The following is a 16,369-nucleotide window of genomic DNA, read 5'->3' as shown; positions in this document are numbered from 1 at the left end:
CCCGCAGACTATCGCGACACCTGCAATTCGGTGGCCTGCTCCAGTCGTGGCAGAACCTCTCGTTTGATGATCTCGAGATCGCTAAAGGCCTTGCGCCCATCGACGACCAGGTTGAAGGCAACGTGGTGAACGCCGAGATTGCGCAGGGCGGTGAGAGCGGCAAACAATCCCTCCGGTCCGGCTCGATATCCAAGATTGATATCGTCGATACGGTCGGATGGCGTATCCAGAAGATCGAGAGCCATGGCCTGCCCCATGCCGCGGAACTCGGTGGTGGTGCGCTGCACAGCCCCGTGCCACAGGGCTATCCGGTCCTTCTGGGCGGCAATGGGCCGGTAATACGTCATCCAGGCGCCGGCGTTTCTGGCGATCCATTCGAGCGACTGCGAGGATGAACCGACGGCGACCAGTGGAACGCTGCGCCCGCTGCGCGGGCGGATATCGAACCGGTTCTCGCCTGTCTGGCCGAGACGTCCCTCCAGCGCACTGGCGAGTGCGGCCCAGTTTGACCGAAACAATTCCCGGCGGTCGTCGACATTGCGGTCGAAGGCAGCGAATTCCGACGGACGGTCGCCGGAACCGAGGCCGAGCACGAACCTGCCTGATGACAAGACATCCATCGACAGGGCGGCTTTGGCCACATGAAGCGGATGACGCAGGGGCAGAACGATTGCGCCAGTCGCCAATGCGATCGAGCGGGTGGATGCCGCCAATGCGCCGAGCAGCACCCATGGGTCGGAATGCCCGACGGGGTCCGGATAGGCGGCGTTGTTCAGGGGAACGTCGCGGGCCCATATTGCCGAGAAGCCGAGCTCATCGGCGCGGTGCGCAAGCTCCAGCTGAAGGCCGAAGTCGATATCGTGCCGCTGTCGCTCCTGTATCGGGAGAACGACACCGATCGTCAGCCGTGAATCGTTGAAGATCATCAGTCATGTCCAGCGCTGCCCACTTGCACTTGGGGCATCCGGGCAAGCTTTGCAATAGGATGAGATGCTGCCCTACCAGAGGGCGGCCGGCGCGTTTGCGAGAAACCGTTGGAGAGCGGAGGCGATCGCGGGGGCGGCGGCCGTGATTTCCTCATGGGCGGCGAAGATGAGCAGCCCCAGCAGGGAAACCGCCGATCCGACTTCCACGACAGATATCGGATTGGCCTCGGGCAACGGAAGACTGGCAGGTAGATCGACGATGGCTGGCCGGGTCGCATTCTGTCTGTTGTCGTTTGCGGGATGGAAGAGGCGGACGGGGCGAGGGTGAGCGAGGCGGGATTTGCTGCATATTCCAGGATAGGTTTCGCAGACTGAGCTGGACATCGAATGTACCCCTGATCGGCTTTGGAGGATCGCAGTCTTCACCTGGGATTTCGGCTCGCTTCCTTCAACTATACTCACGGATAGGCGCCTGCCTCAGAAGATGCCACTTCATCGTCGCGCCATGCGTAAATTGCATAGGTGCGCTGTGGTCCGAACGCTACTCATCCCCACTGACCCATATTATATATTTCTCATCAAAGCGAACGAAGCGCCGCTAACTGGCAGCTGTCGCTGGACCCACGGAAAGGGGATTGCAATGAACATCGCACGCACTTTCAACAACTGGCGCAAGTACCGTCAAACCGTTACTGAGCTTGGCCGCATGTCGAGCCGCGAACTGAACGACCTGGGCATTGCTCGTGGTGACATCCGCGACGTCGCACGCGCTGCCATCGGCCGCTAAGAGCGGCTCTTTATGAATGCAAGACGCGCTCGCCTGAGGAAGGCGGGCGCGTTTTTTGTGTCCGCCGAGCTCTTCGCTCAACGCATAGCGCATGGCACCCTTGCAAATATGTGCCTAGCAGACTGGCAGCCATCGGCCTATATTCCAGGTCAACGAAGCGATGAAACTCCTCCCTCGTCGCTTCGTCTCAGACGCGGCCTACCTCCTCCCGGGCCGGCGTCTACGTGGCGACATCCTCCTCCCGTCGCCATGCCTCATAGAAGGCGTCTGCTGGATCTCCTCCCCCGGCAGACGCCTTGTTCGTTTTCGGCGGCAGCCACAGTCTCCATCAATCTCGGTCGGCTCTTCTCGGCGTTCGGCGGGTGTCGCTCGGACTGAACGCCGATGCTGCCGGGACATCGATAAACATGATAATTGAACTCATGTTATTTTTGCCTTAGAAGGCGATAGGAAAAGCGTGATATCGCCCTCGGAAGGCCGTCGGGATAATGGCTGCAGCGGGCGTCTCCGCCTTTCGGACGGGCGCGATCATGCCGAGCAAGGATGGATCCCAATATTGAGTTTCTGGCATTCCATGGTCTGGCACACCGAAGGCATCCGGGTCATGGCGCCGGCCAAATGGCGCCAGTTCGACGGTCTCGTCAGCGTCTTCTGGGAAGCCGAAAGCCAATCCGGGGCGAGGGGCTACTACCTCTCTGACGATCCGCGCATCATGATTTTCTTCAGCGATGTCTCGTCCCAGATCCGCATGTCGAACCGGGATGGCGATTTTCAGCAGCATTACAGGCCGATGACGCGAGCCGTCTATGTTCCGCCCGGCATGCCCATGTGGACGACGAGCGGCACGACGCACCGCTTCTCCCACCTCAATCTGCACATGCACAAGGACCGGCTGCTGCGATACCTCGCGCCGTCGGTCGGCAATTCGGCGGCGATGACGGCGCTGCGCAATCCGGTCGAGATGCAGGACACTCGAGCCATCGAAACGCTTGCCCGCCTTGTCGTCGACGAGGTCTCCAGCCCGTCGAGACACGAGATTTATGGCGAGAGCCTTGTCGGCAGCATCGTCAGCGGTCTCCTGGATATTCCCCGCCAGGGTGGCGAGCAGCCGAACGGAAGGCTGACGCAGGCGCAGATGAACAAGCTGATCGCGCGGATCGACAGGCCGAGCGATTGCCGCCTGACCGTTGCCGAGATGGCAGAGATCGTCGGCCTGTCGGAAAGCTGGTTTTCCAACGTTTTCAAACAGACGACCGGCAAAACGCCGCTGCAGTGGCAGCTTGGAAAACGCATCGATCATGCCAAGCGGCTGCTCGTCGAAAGCGATATCGCCGCCCAGCTCGGTTTTTCCGATCAGGCGCATCTGACCAAGGTCTTCCGTCAGATCGCCGGCGATACGCCGGCTGCCTGGCGGCGGATGCGGCAGATCCGTTAGCTCTGAGGGGGAGGTCGTCCCGTCCGCAGGGATGCGAACGGGACCGGCCGGCTACCAGGTCTGGCGCAGTGTTGCGTAGATGGAGCGACCCGGATTGTAAAAATCCGCACCGAAGCCGCCATAGGCGACATGCTTCTCATCAAAGAGATTGCTGACGTTGACGTCGAAGGACGTGTTTTCCTGGATCTTGTAGCTGAAGGCGGCATCGAAGATGATGCTGCTGCCCGTCGACTGGGTGTTGGCGTCGTTGAAATAATAGGAGCCTGTGTAGCGCGCACCGAGGCCGAAGTTCATGTCGCCACGGAAGCCGTTGCCGGGAATGCCGTAATTGACCCAGAGCGAGGCGATGTGGTTGGGCACGAACGACATCTCGTTGCCCTCGTTGCCCAGCGTGCCGTTCTCGACAATGTCGGAAACCATGTAGGAATAGGCGGCCGTCAGGCTGATATTGTCGGTAATCTCCGCCTTCGCCTCGAGGTCGATACCGCGCACGCGAACCTCGCCGATCGTCTCCTGGAAGCCGGTTGCCGGGTTGGTGCGGGTGATGTTGTTTTTGGTCAGGTCGTAGACTGCGGCGCTGAAGAGAGCGGGGAAATCGTCGGGCCGGTATTTGACGCCGACTTCCCATTGTTCGCCGCGCTCGGGATCGAGCGTCAGCGAGGCTGGAAGCACCGATTCCGCGTAGCTGACATAGGTCGCGACCTGATCGGTAATCTTGTAGCTCAATGCGGCGCGTTTGGTGAATTCGCTGAGATCGGCGTCGGTCGTCGAGCCCGCCATGTTGTCCTGCTGCTGCAGGTCCAGCCAGTCGTTGCGCAGTCCGACGGAGGCGGTCAGCCTGTCGAAGAAAGTGAGATCCTGCTGCAGATAGAGGGCCGTCGTCTTCTGGTCGTTTGTCAGGCTCTGGTAAAGCGGAACCGAGGCCGGCGCGCCGGTATAGACGGGGTTTGTCCAGTCAATGCCGGGGGCGCCGCCGAAATAACCGTCATTGTCGGATTGCAGGTTATTGTACTGCAGACCGACAAGGCTGCGGCTGTCGATATCCTCGAAATTCGTCTCATATTGCAGGCGGGTATCGATGATGAAGTTCTCTGCCGCCTGGTCGTTGGCGAAGAAGGCGCGATCGGCGATGGTCGAGCCGTTTGTCGGTGTCGCCGAGATATAGGCGTAGCCGAAATTGCTTTTGGTATTGCTGTAGCGTGCATTCGAGCTCAAGGTCAGGCCCGAACCGAAGTCGTGGTCGAACATGACGCTCAGCGTGTTTCTGTTGATGTCGCGGTAGTTGAAATCAGGCTCGCCGAAGAAGCGGCTTCGCGCGAAGTCCGAACCGACCGGATGACCGCCGCCGCCTGGAACGCCGTTCTTGTCCAGATGGTCATAGACCACGGTCAAATTGGTATCGGCGCTAGGGCGCCAGGTCAGCCCGCCCATGACGAAGTTTTCGTCGTCCTGCGAATAGTCATATTCGTCGTCGGCACGCCTCACCTTGCCGGTGATGCGATAGGAGAACGTATCGTCCTCGGTGATATTGTCGCCGAAATCGACGCCGGTCTCCCGATGGTCGAAGGAGCCGCCGGTGACATAGGCCTCGCCGAAGCGCCCGCTCTTCGGCCGCTTGGTGACGAAGTTGACGGCGCCGCCGGGATCGGAAACGCCGAAAGTGGTGGAATTGGCTCCCTTCAGCACTTCGACGCGCTCAAAGGCGAAGGGCTCTTCGCGGATGCCGCCGAAGGGGTCGCCGAGCGTCAGGCCGTCGCGATAGGTATAGGCATCGAAGCCGCGGATCTTGAAATAGTCGAAGCGGTCGTCCGAGCCGTAGAAATCGGTCGTGACACCGGATGTATATTGCAGAACCTGTTCGGTGTCCTGGGCGCCGCGCTCCTGGATTTCCTTCGACGTGATGACGGAGACGGAAGCAGGCGTGTCGAGAAGATCGGTCGCCATGCCATTGCCACTGATGGTCTTGGTCGCAACGATCGATTTCGAGTCATTGTCCGTATCGAGGCCGCTGCCCTGGATCACGATGGGCGCAAGAGGTGTGACCGTATCGGAATTCGCGCCGTCCTGGCCGAGCACCGCGCCAGGTGCGAGGGCGACAAGCGCCGTGCAACCGAGAAGGACCGCATTCCTGTAGCGGAGGAGGGTCTGTCGCGAGTGAGCGCCTGTTCTTTCGATGTCCATGTTCACGTTCCAGAAGTTGATATCGCTGTTACGGCTCTTCGGCAGGGGATGCCGAATGGAATGCCGTTTTGAGGATCGAGCTGAGCGGCATGCCGACCGCCGGTGCCAACGAGAGATTTGCCCCGGACTGGACGCCATGATGGCTGCTCGATGTCCCCTGCGACGGCTACTAACTTGAGCGCGCTTGTCCAGTATTGTAAATTTCCCGGGTTTTGTAGGATCCCACGGAAATCTCAACGCTGCAGCCTCGAAGCGCCGGCCTGACCGTTGACGCAGGTAGACTAACCTGAAAGTGGAGGTCAACTTAAAACTGGCGGAGTTTGCACGATGCTGCGCTTTTTACGTCTGGCCGCAAAACTGGCGCTGATCTATGGCTGGCTGATCGCAGCGGCGTCCGGCAGCGTCTGGGCTGACGAGAGCACGTCCTATCCCGTTACCATCAGACATGCGTTCGGCACGACGGTCATCACAAAGAAGCCGGAGCGGGTCGCAACGGTCGCCTGGGCCAATCACGAAGTGCCGCTGGCGCTCGGTATCGTTCCCGTCGGTTTCGCTGCCGCCAATTTCGGCGATGATGACGGTGACGGATTGCTGCCCTGGGTCGCTGACAGGCTGAAGCAGCTGCATGCGGGAAAACCCGTCCTGTTCGATGAAGGCGACGGCATCGATTTCGAGGCGGTCGCTGCCACCCGGCCGGACGTGATTCTGGCGGCCTATTCGGGCCTCAGCCAGTCCGACTACGATACGCTGAGCCAGATCGCCCCTGTTGTCGCCTATCCGGATGCGCCCTGGTCGACCGACTGGCGCGACATGATCCGCCTGGACAGTGCCGGGCTTGGCATGGCCGCAGAAGGCGAGGCCCTGATCAGGAAGATCGAGGGTGAAATATCGGAGACGGTCGCCGGCCATCCCGAACTGCATGACAAGTCGGCGATGTTCATCACGCATCTCAACGCCACCGATCTCAGCACGGTCAACTTCTACACGACCAACGATACACGTGTGAAATTCTTCGCCGATCTTGGGCTGAAGTCTCCAAGAAGCGTCGTCGAAGCCTCCGCACCTGGCAAATTCGCAGGCTCGATCAGTGCCGAACGCATCGATTCCTTTGACGATGTGGATATTGTCGTCACCTATGGGAACCAGCAGCTGCTCGAAGCGCTGGAGAAGAACCCGCTGACAGCGAGAATGCCGGCAGTTTCCAGGGGAGCGCTGGTCACGCTCGGCCGCGATCCGGTCGGCACCGCCGCCAATCCGACGCCGTTGTCGATCTCCTGGGTCCTCAAGGACTACGTGGCGCTGCTTGCGGACGCCGCCAGAAAATCCCCCAGCAAACCCCGATGATTGCACGCAGTCCAAAATTGTCGCCCCGGCGACCCCTATCAGCCCGGTCGAACCGGGCCCGCAGCCTCTGGCTATTCGGGCTCGCCGCGGCTCTTGCCGGCCTCTGCGCGCTTTCGGTCACGGTCGGCACGCGCGATGTCGACTGGGTAGATATTTCGGCGGCTCTTGCCGGTCGTGCTGATACGATCGGCCAGGCCGCGGTGACGGTGCGCATTCCGCGCACGCTGCTCGCTTTGATCGCCGGCGCGGCACTCGGCCTTGCCGGGTCGGTCATGCAGGGGGTGACACGCAATCCGCTCGCCGATCCCGGTATTCTCGGCGTCAATATGGGTGCGTCGCTCGCTGTCGTCGTTGCGGTTGCCTGGTTCGATATTTCTTCGAACGAAGCCTATATCTGGACAGCCATCCTCGGGGCGGGATGTTCGGCGGCTTTCGTCTATACGATCGGTTCGCTCGGACGCGGCGGCGCAACGCCCTTGAAACTGGCGCTCGCCGGTGCCGCAACCTCGGTCGCCTTCGCCTCCATGGTCATCGCTGTCGTCCTGCCGCGCAACGATATCGCCGGCGGCATCCGGTCCTGGCAGATCGGCGGCGTTGGCGGGGCAACGTTCGAACGCATCTTGCCCGTTCTGCCCTTTCTGGCGGCCGGCTTCCTCATCAGCCTGCTGTCGGCGCGCAAGCTGAATTCGCTTGCGCTTGGCGATGATCTGGCCGCCGGGCTCGGCGAACGCGTGGCGCTGGCGCGCGGTGTCGCAGCGCTGGGGGCCATCCTGCTCTGCGGCGCCACGACCGCGGTCTGCGGGCCGATCGGCTTTCTCGGCCTCGTGGTTCCGCATCTCTGCCGCCTGCTGGTTGGCGTAGACTACCGCTGGCTCCTGCCCTTTTCCGCTCTGGGCGGCGCCTGCCTGCTGCTGGCAGCCGATGTGATCGGCCGCATCGTCGCCCGCCCCGCCGAACTCGATGTCGGCATCGTGACGGCACTCATCGGCGCGCCCTTCTTCATCGCCATCGTTCGGCGCCAGCTGGTGCGAGAATTATGACCGTGCTTGTCTCCTCCCTTGATCGCATCGCCGGCAACCGTCGCCGCAGGGCGCGCCGGCATAGGCTCCTCGTCGCCATGCTGCTCTGCCTCGTCGTGGCGATCTTCGCACTCACCCTGTCGCTCGGACAATCCTTCACGCCCGCCGGAGACGTGATCCGGGTGCTGCTGGGCGAAAACGTGCCGGGTGCGGCCTTCACCGTCGGTCAGCTCAGGCTGCCGCGAGCGGTGCTTTCGGTGCTTGCGGGCCTGAGTTTCGGGCTCGGCGGCGTCGCCTTCCAGATCATGTTGCGCAATCCGCTCGCAAGCCCCGATATTATCGGCATCAGTTCGGGCGCGAGTGCGGCCGCCGTCTTCGCCATCGTCGTCCTGTCGCTGAAGGGGCCGATCGTTTCCGTCGTCGCGGTCGCCGCCGGGCTCGCAGTAGCCCTCATGGTCTACGGGCTGTCGTCTCGCAACGGCGTGGCCGGCACGCGGCTCATCCTCGTCGGCATCGGCGTGTCCGCGATGCTGGAAAGCATCATCGCCTATGTCCTGTCGCAGGCGCCGGCCTGGAGCCTGCAGGAGGCGATCCGGTGGCTGACGGGCAGCGTCAACGGCGCGCAGCTTGGTCAGGCGGCGCCGCTCCTTCTGGCGCTTGGCATTTTCGGCGGGCTGCTTCTGGGCCGTACACGCGATCTTGAAGCGTTGCGGTTGGGGGATGACACCGCGGCCGCGCTCGGCGTCGGCGTGTCGCGCACCCGTATCATGATCATCGTCGCAGCCGTCGGCATGATCGCCTCGGCAACGGCAGTGACTGGCCCGGTCGCCTTCGTCGCCTTCCTCTCGGGGCCGATTGCCGCCCGCATCGTCGGAAATGCGGGTTCCGTCCTCATTCCGGCAGCCCTTGTCGGCGCCGTGCTGGTGCTGGCAGGCGACTATGTCGGCCAGTTCCTGTTGCCCAGCCGATACCCGGTCGGCGTCGTCACCGGTGCGCTCGGCGCTCCCTACCTGATTTACCTGATCGTGCGCGTCAACAGGACCGGAGGTTCACCATGACCATCCATACTCTTGCGGCCAGCGGCCTTTCGGCCGGTTACGGCGAAGACGAGATCCTGCATGGCCTCGACCTTGCCGTGCCGCCCGGTAGGATCACCGTCATCGTCGGGGCGAACGCCTGCGGCAAGTCTACGCTGCTGCGTGCCATGTCGCGGCTGCTTGCGCCGCGCCGGGGACAGGTGCTGCTCGACGGCAAGTCGATCCACCACACGGCGTCGCGGGAGCTTGCCCGTACGCTCGGCCTGCTGCCGCAATCACCGATCGCGCCGGAAGGCATCACCGTTGCCGATCTCGTCAGCCGTGGCCGCCATCCCCACCAGAGCCTGTTTTCCCGCTGGACCCGCAGGGATGACGAGGCGGTCGACGCTGCGCTCAACGCGACCCGAACCGCGGATCTTGCCGAGCGGCTGGTCGATGAACTCTCTGGAGGGCAGCGCCAGCGCGTGTGGATCGCCATGGCGCTGGCGCAGGAGACGCAAGTGTTGCTGCTCGACGAACCGACGACCTTCCTCGACATCAGCCATCAGGTCGAGGTGCTGGATCTTCTGACCGATCTCAACCACGAGCGGGGCACTACCGTCGTCATGGTACTGCACGACCTCAATCTCGCGGCGCGCTATGCGGACCACCTTGTCGCCATGACGGATGGCCGCGTGCACGTCTCTGGTCCGCCGCAGCAGGTGCTGACGGAAGACAACGTGCGACAGGTTTTCGGTCTGGAAAGCCGTATCATCGCCGATCCCACGTCCGGCCGGCCCATCATGCTGCCGATCGGCCGGCACCGAATGGTGGCGAGCGAACGCGAACTGCAACGTGAATTCCATAAGGAGGACAGATGACCACGGCTCAGGAATTCAAGCTCTCGGGGATCGCGCTTCCCAGGGATGCCGCGGCCATGCTTGGGGAGATCTGCGAGCATTTCGTGGAGCATGCCGAGGTGCATCGCAGTCATGGCCTCGCCCTTCTGAAGAGCAAGGCCGGCACGGCCGCAATCCGCATTCAGGACAGCAAGTTGCTGATCGAGCTTTCCTGCCCTTCGGAAAAGGCGCTGCAGATGAGCCGGACCATGCTTGCCGAGCATCTTTTCTACTTCGCCGGCGAGGATCCGCTGGAGTTGACGTGGTCCGATCCTACGGCACTCGCCGTTCTGCCGAATATCCATGAGGCGACAGTGGTCTCGGCCGAGGATGTGACGCCGCATATGCGACGAGTGAAATTTGCCTGTGCCGACGTTGCCACGTTCATCGGCGGCGACATGCATGTGCGCCTGCTTGTGCCGCCGAAGGGCAGGATGCCGGTTTGGCCGGGCCTGCGGGCGGATGGCCGCGTTGCCTGGCCCGAAGGCGAGGACGAGCTTCTGGTGCGCGTCTACACGATCCGCGCGGTCGATGTCGAAAGGCGCGAAGTCTGGATCGATTTCCTGCAGCACCCGGCGCCCGGCATCAGGACGCCCGGCGCCGATTTTGCCCGCGATGCCGAACCGGGCCAACAGGTTGCCCTTCTTGGCCCCGGCGGCGGCAGCCTTCCGGCGGCGCAGTCCGTCCTGCTTGCAGGTGATGAAAGTGCGCTTCCTGCCATTGCCCGCATCGCCGAGGAAATGCCTGCCGGAACCCGGCTGCAGGCAATCATCGAGGTCGCCGACGAGACGGAAGAGCAGCCCTTGTCGACATCGGGTTTGATGGATGTACGCTGGCTGCATCGAAAAGACTATGCCGATGGCGCGAAGGGCGTCCTTCTGGAGGAAGCAAAACTGGCGGTCGCCGCCGCCGACGGCGAGACCTTCGTCTGGTTTGCCTGCGAGAGGGAGGATGTGCGCGCGATGCGGGCTTTCCTGAAGGCTCGCCGGCACGACAGGAGGAACATGTATGTCGCCTGGTATTGGGAGCGGGAACCGGATTAGGCCTGCGCAACCGGTCGTCGGTCGCAATCTGTCAGATGGAAGACCTATCTTTTGACCGTTCTCGTGTCGGGCGACCGGGCGCGATCGGATCGCTTGCCGGAAATGTTTCCTCGAGGGCTTCCTCCAGAAAGTCGTCCTGCTCCTGTTCGGAATTGTCGGTTTCGTCAGGTTTGTCGGTGGTTCCGCCGGCTTTCGTCATCTCAATCCCCTTGCTGGTTGACATCGCGAACGTAACAAGCCTGGCGGCGCTTCGGCACTAAACTGTCGGATAGGTCGGGCTGCGTTGCGCTTCAAATCAGCGGTTTCGGAAGACTGTGCAGGCAACGCCGGCAGCGCGGATCGTGCTGCAAAGTTTGGTCGCTTCGGCACGGCTCTCCCGGCCGATCCTGGCGGCATAACGCGGGCGGTAGCCGAAGTTTCCGCCCCTCTGCCGCACGATCAGGGCGCGCTCGGCGTTCAACGGTTCGGGAAGTTTTGCCAGCGACATGGTGAACAGGCGGTCCGCCACGGACGGATTATAGTGAGCGGCAAGTTGCACGCCCCATGGCGCCCAGTCGGCGGACCCGGTCAATACGGGCTCGTTCATCTGCCGCGTTTCTGCGAGCGCCACGCATGCCTCACGGAAAGGCATCGCGTCCCGCAGTTCCGGCGCCGCTTTTTCCGGCGGGCTGTCCCGCCAGGTTTCGACTGTCTGCCCGGTAATCGCGAATACGTAGTCGCGTGTTTCGATCGGCAGGCGACCGGAGGAGAGGAACCGGCTGAGGCCGGATTCACCGGCGTTGTAGGCAGCGGCAGCAAGTCCGAGATTGCCGAAGCGAAGCCTGAGTTCGTCGAGATAGGCGGACGACGCTTTGAGTGCCTGAATGACATCGAAGCTGTTTTCCAGCGCTCGCAATCGGGCGGTGCCCGGCATGAATTGCGCGATGCCCTCCGCACCCTTCGGACTGACCGCTTCCGGACGGAACAGGCTTTCGCGCCAGATCAGGCGGGCGAAAAAGGCGGGCGGAATGTTATGGATCGCGGCGAAACGGTCCATGACCGCGCAGAGATCGGCATTGAAATGATCTTTTCGAATGCAGAGAGTTTGCCCGTCGTCAGCCGGCCCCCGGTAAAGGCAAGCCGCTTCAGGCGCAGACGGCTCGGCGGCGCTCGCCGCGGTCGCCGCGCTAACCCACGCTGCAGAAACCAGCGCCGCAGCCAACAAGCCTATGCCGCATCTCATCATCGCCAAACCTTGCCCCGCGACATCGTCGCGGTTTTCGGGCAGGACGGCAAGCATCCTTCGTCACCCGCGGATCCTGCGCAGGGTGACCGGCTTTCTTCAGTGCACAACCGTCAAGATCGCAATGCCGGCTTCGGCTGCCGCACGGCGAATGGCGTCCTGCAGTTCCTCGACATCGATCTGTCCGCTGATCGCATCGACGCAGGCCTTGACGGCCACGACATATTCCTCGCCGTCCTCGGACGGCCAGTCCGCTATCAAAACCTCGGCGGCGTCTCTCAGCGTCCTGAGGACCCTGTATTTTTCCCGACCACCCAGCATTAGCACCAGAGGAGGAAAGCGTTCGTATGTGTTCCATTCCATTACACTTGGTCTCCCCAACGTAAGGATATTGGTAACGGTGCAAAAACCATACCGACCGCGTGTGAAAATCGTGCATCCGACAACTTGCAGGTTGCGGGTCGATTGCAGCGTTCGAACAATGTTTCAAAATGGATATAAATACTCAAGTTTCTATTGCGTCCTTTTCCGTCCTTCGATAAGAAGGATCGTCATTGGCCGGAGCGATCCGGCCACGTAAGCGTTAACGTCACCCAACGCGTATGATCGAACGGCTTTGCGGCTTCGATCTGCGCGGCTGTGTCCTGCGGATCGTTTCCCGAAGCCCCGGAAGGACATGATGGATAACAGCCAATCCACACATCACCAGCTTGCTGCACCTGCCATCGAACGGGTACGCCATGAATTGCGCCGCCGGTCGCTGACGGTCGAAAGCGTTACCGACATCACGCCCGGCATGCGGCGCATCGTGCTTGCGGGCAGGGACCTTGCCGACTTCAGCAGCCTTGCGCCTGACGACCACATCAAGGTCATCGTGCCTGGCATCGATGGCGTTGAGGAGCGTCGGGACTACACGCCGCGCCGCTACGACAACGCCGCCTGCAGCCTGACGATCGACTTTGCCCTGCACGAGGCCGGCCCGGTCACGCAATGGGCGATCGCCGCCCGGCCCGGAGCCTCTCTTGAGATCGGCGGCCCGCGCGGCTCAGCCGTGGTCGCAGGCAGCGTGAAGAGATGGCTTCTGATCGGCGATGAAACGGCTTTGCCCGCCATCGGCCGCCGGATCGAGGAGAGCGCGCCCGATACGACCATTGTGGCGATCGCCGCGGTCGCCGGCCCGCAGGAAGAACAATCCTTCCAGACGGCTGCAGCGCTTACAACGCGTTGGGTCTACCGCCCTCTCGCCGATGCGACGAATGCCGAACCGCTGATTGCTGCCCTGGCAGGGATCGACATCATTCCACAGACATTCGTGTGGATTGCCGCAGAAGCGTCGGTGGTGCGGGCGATCCGTGCCTATCTTGTCGAAGAACGCGCCTATCCGCTGGGCTGGATCAAGGCCTCGGGCTACTGGGTCGAGGGCAAGGCCGATACGACCGAGAAGTTCTGATCGCGGAGGAGGGCGGCCCGCAAGGCGCCGCACTTCGGCACTGGCTGCACGCATCCGACGAGTTCAGCGAGGATGACGAACACGAGGCCATGCAGGAGTTGGTGGACGACGACGATCGTGACGATGTGGCCCTTCTGCAGGGAACCGGCGAGAGCGGTGACATTCCCGGCGCCGCTAGTCGCGCATAGGTAGATTATTTCTCGGCCCGCTCCAGCAGAATTCGGGCTTCCTCAAAACGGCGCTTCCGATCGGCGTCATCTTCGCTCGACGAATAGCAGGTGCTCGAAACGCAAAACCGCACAAGCTGATGCGGCTTCTCGACCTTGTCGAACTCGCATTCGAACGTATCGGTCATCTCGCCCGGCGCGGTTCCCGGTCGGGTCGAATAGGTCATGCGAACACCCGGCGGCTTGAGCTCCGGGAAGGATTGAACCATGCCGATCGAAATCTGATCGCTCATGAAGAAGCCCTTGGCGACCGATTGGCATGTCGCCTCCAGATCCGGGGATTGCGCGAAACCTGCCGTCGGAAACAGGATAATACCGAATAATACTAAATGTTTACGCAAGGGCGTCTCCTCCTGATATCGTCCAGAATGAGGTAGAGCCAATACGGCAAAAACAAGTGGGGCGCCTCAGGCGGCGCCGGAAAAATCGTCCGATAACAGGCCCAGCAATTCCTCGCGATCCCGCACGCCGAATTCGAACCAGTCGACCAGCGCTTTCGCCTTTGCCATCCCGAGATCGCTGTCACGCCTGCAACGCGCGGCCGAGCACCACTCCCGGTGAAGGCCGTCGAGAAAATTCATCGTCTCCGAGGTCAGCGCTTCCTTCGGCCAAACCGTTCTTGTCATCGCCTTTCTCCCCTGGTGCGATCCTACACTAGATGACCTATGGTTGAGGGCAATGGCCAGAATGCAACACCGACCGATTAGTTGCCGCCGGCCGCCGCGCTGTCGCGCAAAAGAAGAGCGGCAGGCACTCAGGCCCGCCGCTTGTCGTCATGGGCTCTCCGGGAAGGGCGATCAGGCCTCCAGCCACTTCACCTGTTCGGGCGTGAGCTTGATGTCCAATGCCGAAAGGCTGTCTTCCAGTTCGGCGATCGTGCGCGGCCCGATCAGCGGAATGACAGGGAAGGGCTGAGCAACGACATAGGCCAGCGCGATATGGATCGGATGCCGGCCGAGTTTCCTGGCGAGTTCGATCGCTCTGTCACGCCGCTCGAAATTGCGATCCGAATACCAGCAACGCACAATCTCCTCGTCGTCGCGCTTGTCGCGGCCGGCCCGGTCGGTGAAGAAGCCGCGGCCCTGGCTCGACCAGGCGAAGTTCGGGATCTGCTTTTCGTTCAGCCACTTCTTCCACTCGTCGTCCGAGGCGGCAACGCAGCCGGCCCAGATCGGATCGAGCATTTCGGCGAGCGAGAAGTTGTTGGAAAGGGCGGCAGGCGCCGCCCTGCCGTTCTTCTTCGCATAGGCGATCGCCTCGTCGAAGCGCGCCCGCGTCCAGTTGGAGCCACCGAAGATGCCGCGAATGCGGCCGCGTTTGACTTCCGCATCCATGGCATCGACGAATTCGCCGACCGGCACGTCGGTATTGTCGCGATGCATGAAATAGATATCGACATAGTCGGTCTTGAGGCGATTGAGAGACTGGTCGAGCTGCTTGCCGATAATGTCGGGATAGCAGAGCGGCGAATGGGCGCCCTTGCCGATCAGCACGATCTCTTCGCGGGGCACTTTTCGGCTCGTATGCCAGTCGCCAAAGATGCTTTCCGTCTTGCCGCCGCCATAGACGAAGGCCGTATCGAAGACATTGCCGCCGGCTTCATAGAAAGTATCGAGCGTCAGCGAGGCAGACGCGAAATTCGGGAAGAATTCGAAGCCGAGGGTGACGACCGAAGCCGGCTTGGAAATGCCGGGGATCCGGCGCTGGGGAATGGAGTTACCGCGTCGGACAGTGCCGCCGGCGATGTTCAGGGTACGCCCGGCGGCCTTCTCGACGCCATATTCGAGGCCGACCGAGGCGCGCCATTGGTCGAGCACCTTGAGGTTGTTGATCGAATCCGTCCAGCTCATGCCGGGCGAGCGGAATTCCTGCTCGCCGGCGCGGATCGCGTCACCGGCCGCATCCGCTTCGAAGGAATAAAGCCAGCGATCCTCCTTGACCTCGACCGTCTGCTGTTCGCCGCCCTTGAAGATTTCGATCTTGCCGACGCCGCCCTTGTGGCCGGAGGCAAACCAGAAATCCTTGACTTCGATGCGGCCCTGAGAGCCGATGATGCGGAGCACGTTGTCCTGCTGCGCCATGATCGAGCACGAGACCTCCGCTATGATCTCGTTCGGGAATTTCAGGACGGCAGAGGCCCATTCATCGACGCCGGACTGGCCGAGATGCGCCACGCCAGCGACCTTTTCCGGCTCAAGGAACGGCTTTCCGGCAGCCGTGCCGGCAATCAGCCGGGCCATGGAAACGGGATAGCCGCCGACATCGAGGATGCCGCCGCCGGCCGTCTCATTCGCAAACAGGCGGTGTTCCGGTTTGTAGCTGCCCATGCTGAAACCGAAGCTGGAGCGGATGATGCGGATTTCGCCGATCGTGCCGCTCCTGATGAGCTCGACCAGCTTCTCGGTCTGCGGATGCACTCGGTACATGAAGGCCTCGCCGGCAAAGACGCCGGCCTTCTTGGCCTCGTAATAGATTGCCTCGGCATCATAGGCGGACAGGGCGATCGGCTTTTCCACCAGCACATGCTTGCCGGCGCGGATCGCCTTGATCGCCCATTCCGCATGGCCGGTATGGGGCGTGGCGACATAGATCGCATCGACCTCCTTGTCCGTCAGCAGCGCCTCATAGCCGTTGACGATGCGTGCGCCCGGAAAGCCGTCGGCAAGGCCAGGCTTGTCGGGATTGCGGGTGGCGATCGCCACGAGTTTGCCGGTGCGCGAATGCGCGACACCGTCGGCAAAGGTGCGGGCGATGGTGCCGGGGCCGATAATGCCCCAGCGGATCGGATTATCTGACGTCATAATTGTCCTCTTTCGTCTT

The 16,369-nt window shown here is 62.1% G+C and carries 17 protein-coding genes; 8 read left to right on the top strand and 9 right to left on the bottom strand.

The genetic code is table 11. The features are described 5' to 3' along the window. Positions 1 to 8: 8 nt before the first annotated feature. Together ACU8HS_RS28280 and ACU8HS_RS28275 are read right to left on the bottom strand one after the other, a co-directional pair. Positions 9 to 926 carry a TIGR03571 family LLM class oxidoreductase gene (locus ACU8HS_RS28280; RefSeq protein WP_447016189.1) on the bottom strand — a complete coding sequence of 306 codons (918 nt, stop codon included), beginning with the start codon at positions 924 to 926 and terminating at the stop codon, positions 9 to 11. Between the two features lie 72 nt (positions 927 to 998). Next, the gene (locus tag ACU8HS_RS28275; RefSeq protein WP_447016188.1) at positions 999 to 1,133 is read right to left on the bottom strand and encodes a hypothetical protein; all 135 of its coding nucleotides are present in this window, start codon (positions 1,131 to 1,133) and stop codon (positions 999 to 1,001) included. 433 nt (positions 1,134 to 1,566) lie between these two features. On the opposite strand from ACU8HS_RS28275, the gene ACU8HS_RS28270 reads away from it, so the two are divergent. Beyond that, positions 1,567 to 1,713, top strand: a complete 147-nt coding sequence (locus ACU8HS_RS28270) for a DUF1127 domain-containing protein (RefSeq protein WP_112569971.1) — start codon at positions 1,567 to 1,569, stop codon at positions 1,711 to 1,713. A gap of 556 nt (positions 1,714 to 2,269) precedes the next feature. Next, positions 2,270 to 3,148 carry a helix-turn-helix domain-containing protein gene (locus ACU8HS_RS28265; protein ID WP_447016187.1) on the top strand — a complete coding sequence of 293 codons (879 nt, stop codon included), beginning with the start codon at positions 2,270 to 2,272 and terminating at the stop codon, positions 3,146 to 3,148. Positions 3,149 to 3,199: 51 nt separating this feature from the next. On the opposite strand, the gene ACU8HS_RS28260 is transcribed toward ACU8HS_RS28265, so the two are convergent. After that, positions 3,200 to 5,329, bottom strand: a complete 2,130-nt coding sequence (locus ACU8HS_RS28260; RefSeq protein ID WP_447016186.1) for a TonB-dependent siderophore receptor — start codon at positions 5,327 to 5,329, stop codon at positions 3,200 to 3,202. Between the two features lie 327 nt (positions 5,330 to 5,656). On the opposite strand from ACU8HS_RS28260, the gene ACU8HS_RS28255 reads away from it, so the two are divergent. Genes ACU8HS_RS28255 through ACU8HS_RS28235 form a run of 5 tightly spaced genes read left to right on the top strand, consistent with a single transcriptional unit; the run spans position 5,657 to position 10,650 of the window. Further along, entirely contained in the window at positions 5,657 to 6,673 is a 1,017-nt protein-coding gene (locus ACU8HS_RS28255; RefSeq protein ID WP_447016185.1) for an iron-siderophore ABC transporter substrate-binding protein, read from the top strand. After that, positions 6,670 to 7,713: a FecCD family ABC transporter permease gene (locus tag ACU8HS_RS28250; RefSeq protein WP_447016184.1), complete on the top strand. Its 1,044-nt coding sequence runs from the start codon at positions 6,670 to 6,672 to the stop codon at positions 7,711 to 7,713. Before ACU8HS_RS28255 ends, ACU8HS_RS28250 begins: the two co-directional genes overlap by 4 nt. Continuing rightward, positions 7,710 to 8,750 (top strand): FecCD family ABC transporter permease, encoded by a 1,041-nt coding sequence (locus tag ACU8HS_RS28245; RefSeq protein WP_447016183.1) that lies wholly within the window; start codon positions 7,710 to 7,712, stop codon positions 8,748 to 8,750. The genes ACU8HS_RS28250 and ACU8HS_RS28245 overlap by 4 nt, the downstream gene beginning before the upstream one ends. Next, positions 8,747 to 9,589 (top strand): ABC transporter ATP-binding protein, encoded by an 843-nt coding sequence (locus ACU8HS_RS28240; protein ID WP_447016182.1) that lies wholly within the window; start codon positions 8,747 to 8,749, stop codon positions 9,587 to 9,589. Before ACU8HS_RS28245 ends, ACU8HS_RS28240 begins: the two co-directional genes overlap by 4 nt. Continuing rightward, positions 9,586 to 10,650: a DUF2218 domain-containing protein gene (locus ACU8HS_RS28235; protein WP_447016181.1), complete on the top strand. Its 1,065-nt coding sequence runs from the start codon at positions 9,586 to 9,588 to the stop codon at positions 10,648 to 10,650. The genes ACU8HS_RS28240 and ACU8HS_RS28235 overlap by 4 nt, the downstream gene beginning before the upstream one ends. 31 nt (positions 10,651 to 10,681) lie before the next feature. Here the strand turns inward: ACU8HS_RS28235 and ACU8HS_RS28230 are convergent, their stop codons facing one another. The 3 genes from ACU8HS_RS28230 to ACU8HS_RS28220 form a co-directional block, all read right to left on the bottom strand. Next, positions 10,682 to 10,849, bottom strand: a complete 168-nt coding sequence (locus ACU8HS_RS28230; protein WP_377312445.1) for a hypothetical protein — start codon at positions 10,847 to 10,849, stop codon at positions 10,682 to 10,684. Between the two features lie 96 nt (positions 10,850 to 10,945). Then, positions 10,946 to 11,875 carry a lytic transglycosylase domain-containing protein gene (locus tag ACU8HS_RS28225; protein ID WP_112704189.1) on the bottom strand — a complete coding sequence of 310 codons (930 nt, stop codon included), beginning with the start codon at positions 11,873 to 11,875 and terminating at the stop codon, positions 10,946 to 10,948. A 96-nt stretch (positions 11,876 to 11,971) separates the two neighbouring features. After that, positions 11,972 to 12,235, bottom strand: coding sequence for a DUF982 domain-containing protein (locus ACU8HS_RS28220; protein ID WP_112569987.1), 264 nt, complete (start codon positions 12,233 to 12,235; stop codon positions 11,972 to 11,974). A gap of 316 nt (positions 12,236 to 12,551) precedes the next feature. Here ACU8HS_RS28220 and ACU8HS_RS28215 point away from each other — a divergent pair, with 316 nt between their 5' ends. Next, complete coding sequence (locus tag ACU8HS_RS28215; protein ID WP_447016481.1) at positions 12,552 to 13,322, top strand: siderophore-interacting protein; 771 nt, start codon at positions 12,552 to 12,554, stop codon at positions 13,320 to 13,322. 193 nt (positions 13,323 to 13,515) lie between these two features. Here ACU8HS_RS28215 and ACU8HS_RS28210 read toward each other — a convergent pair whose 3' ends face one another. From ACU8HS_RS28210 to ACU8HS_RS28200, 3 genes are all read right to left on the bottom strand, one after another. Continuing rightward, the gene (locus ACU8HS_RS28210; RefSeq protein ID WP_112569992.1) at positions 13,516 to 13,890 is read right to left on the bottom strand and encodes a hypothetical protein; all 375 of its coding nucleotides are present in this window, start codon (positions 13,888 to 13,890) and stop codon (positions 13,516 to 13,518) included. 66 nt (positions 13,891 to 13,956) lie between these two features. Then, a complete protein-coding gene (locus tag ACU8HS_RS28205) occupies positions 13,957 to 14,175 on the bottom strand; it encodes a hypothetical protein (protein ID WP_112569994.1) in 219 nt (72 codons plus the stop codon). A gap of 171 nt (positions 14,176 to 14,346) precedes the next feature. Beyond that, the gene (locus ACU8HS_RS28200) at positions 14,347 to 16,350 is read right to left on the bottom strand and encodes an aldo/keto reductase (RefSeq protein ID WP_447016180.1); all 2,004 of its coding nucleotides are present in this window, start codon (positions 16,348 to 16,350) and stop codon (positions 14,347 to 14,349) included. Between the last annotated feature and the right edge of the window lie 19 nt (positions 16,351 to 16,369).

The sequence above is a fragment of the Rhizobium sp. KDH_Rht_773_N genome, from assembly GCF_052946295.1.
The sequence above is the reverse complement of the archived record's forward strand: the minus strand, read 5'-3'. Positions and strand labels throughout refer to the sequence as shown.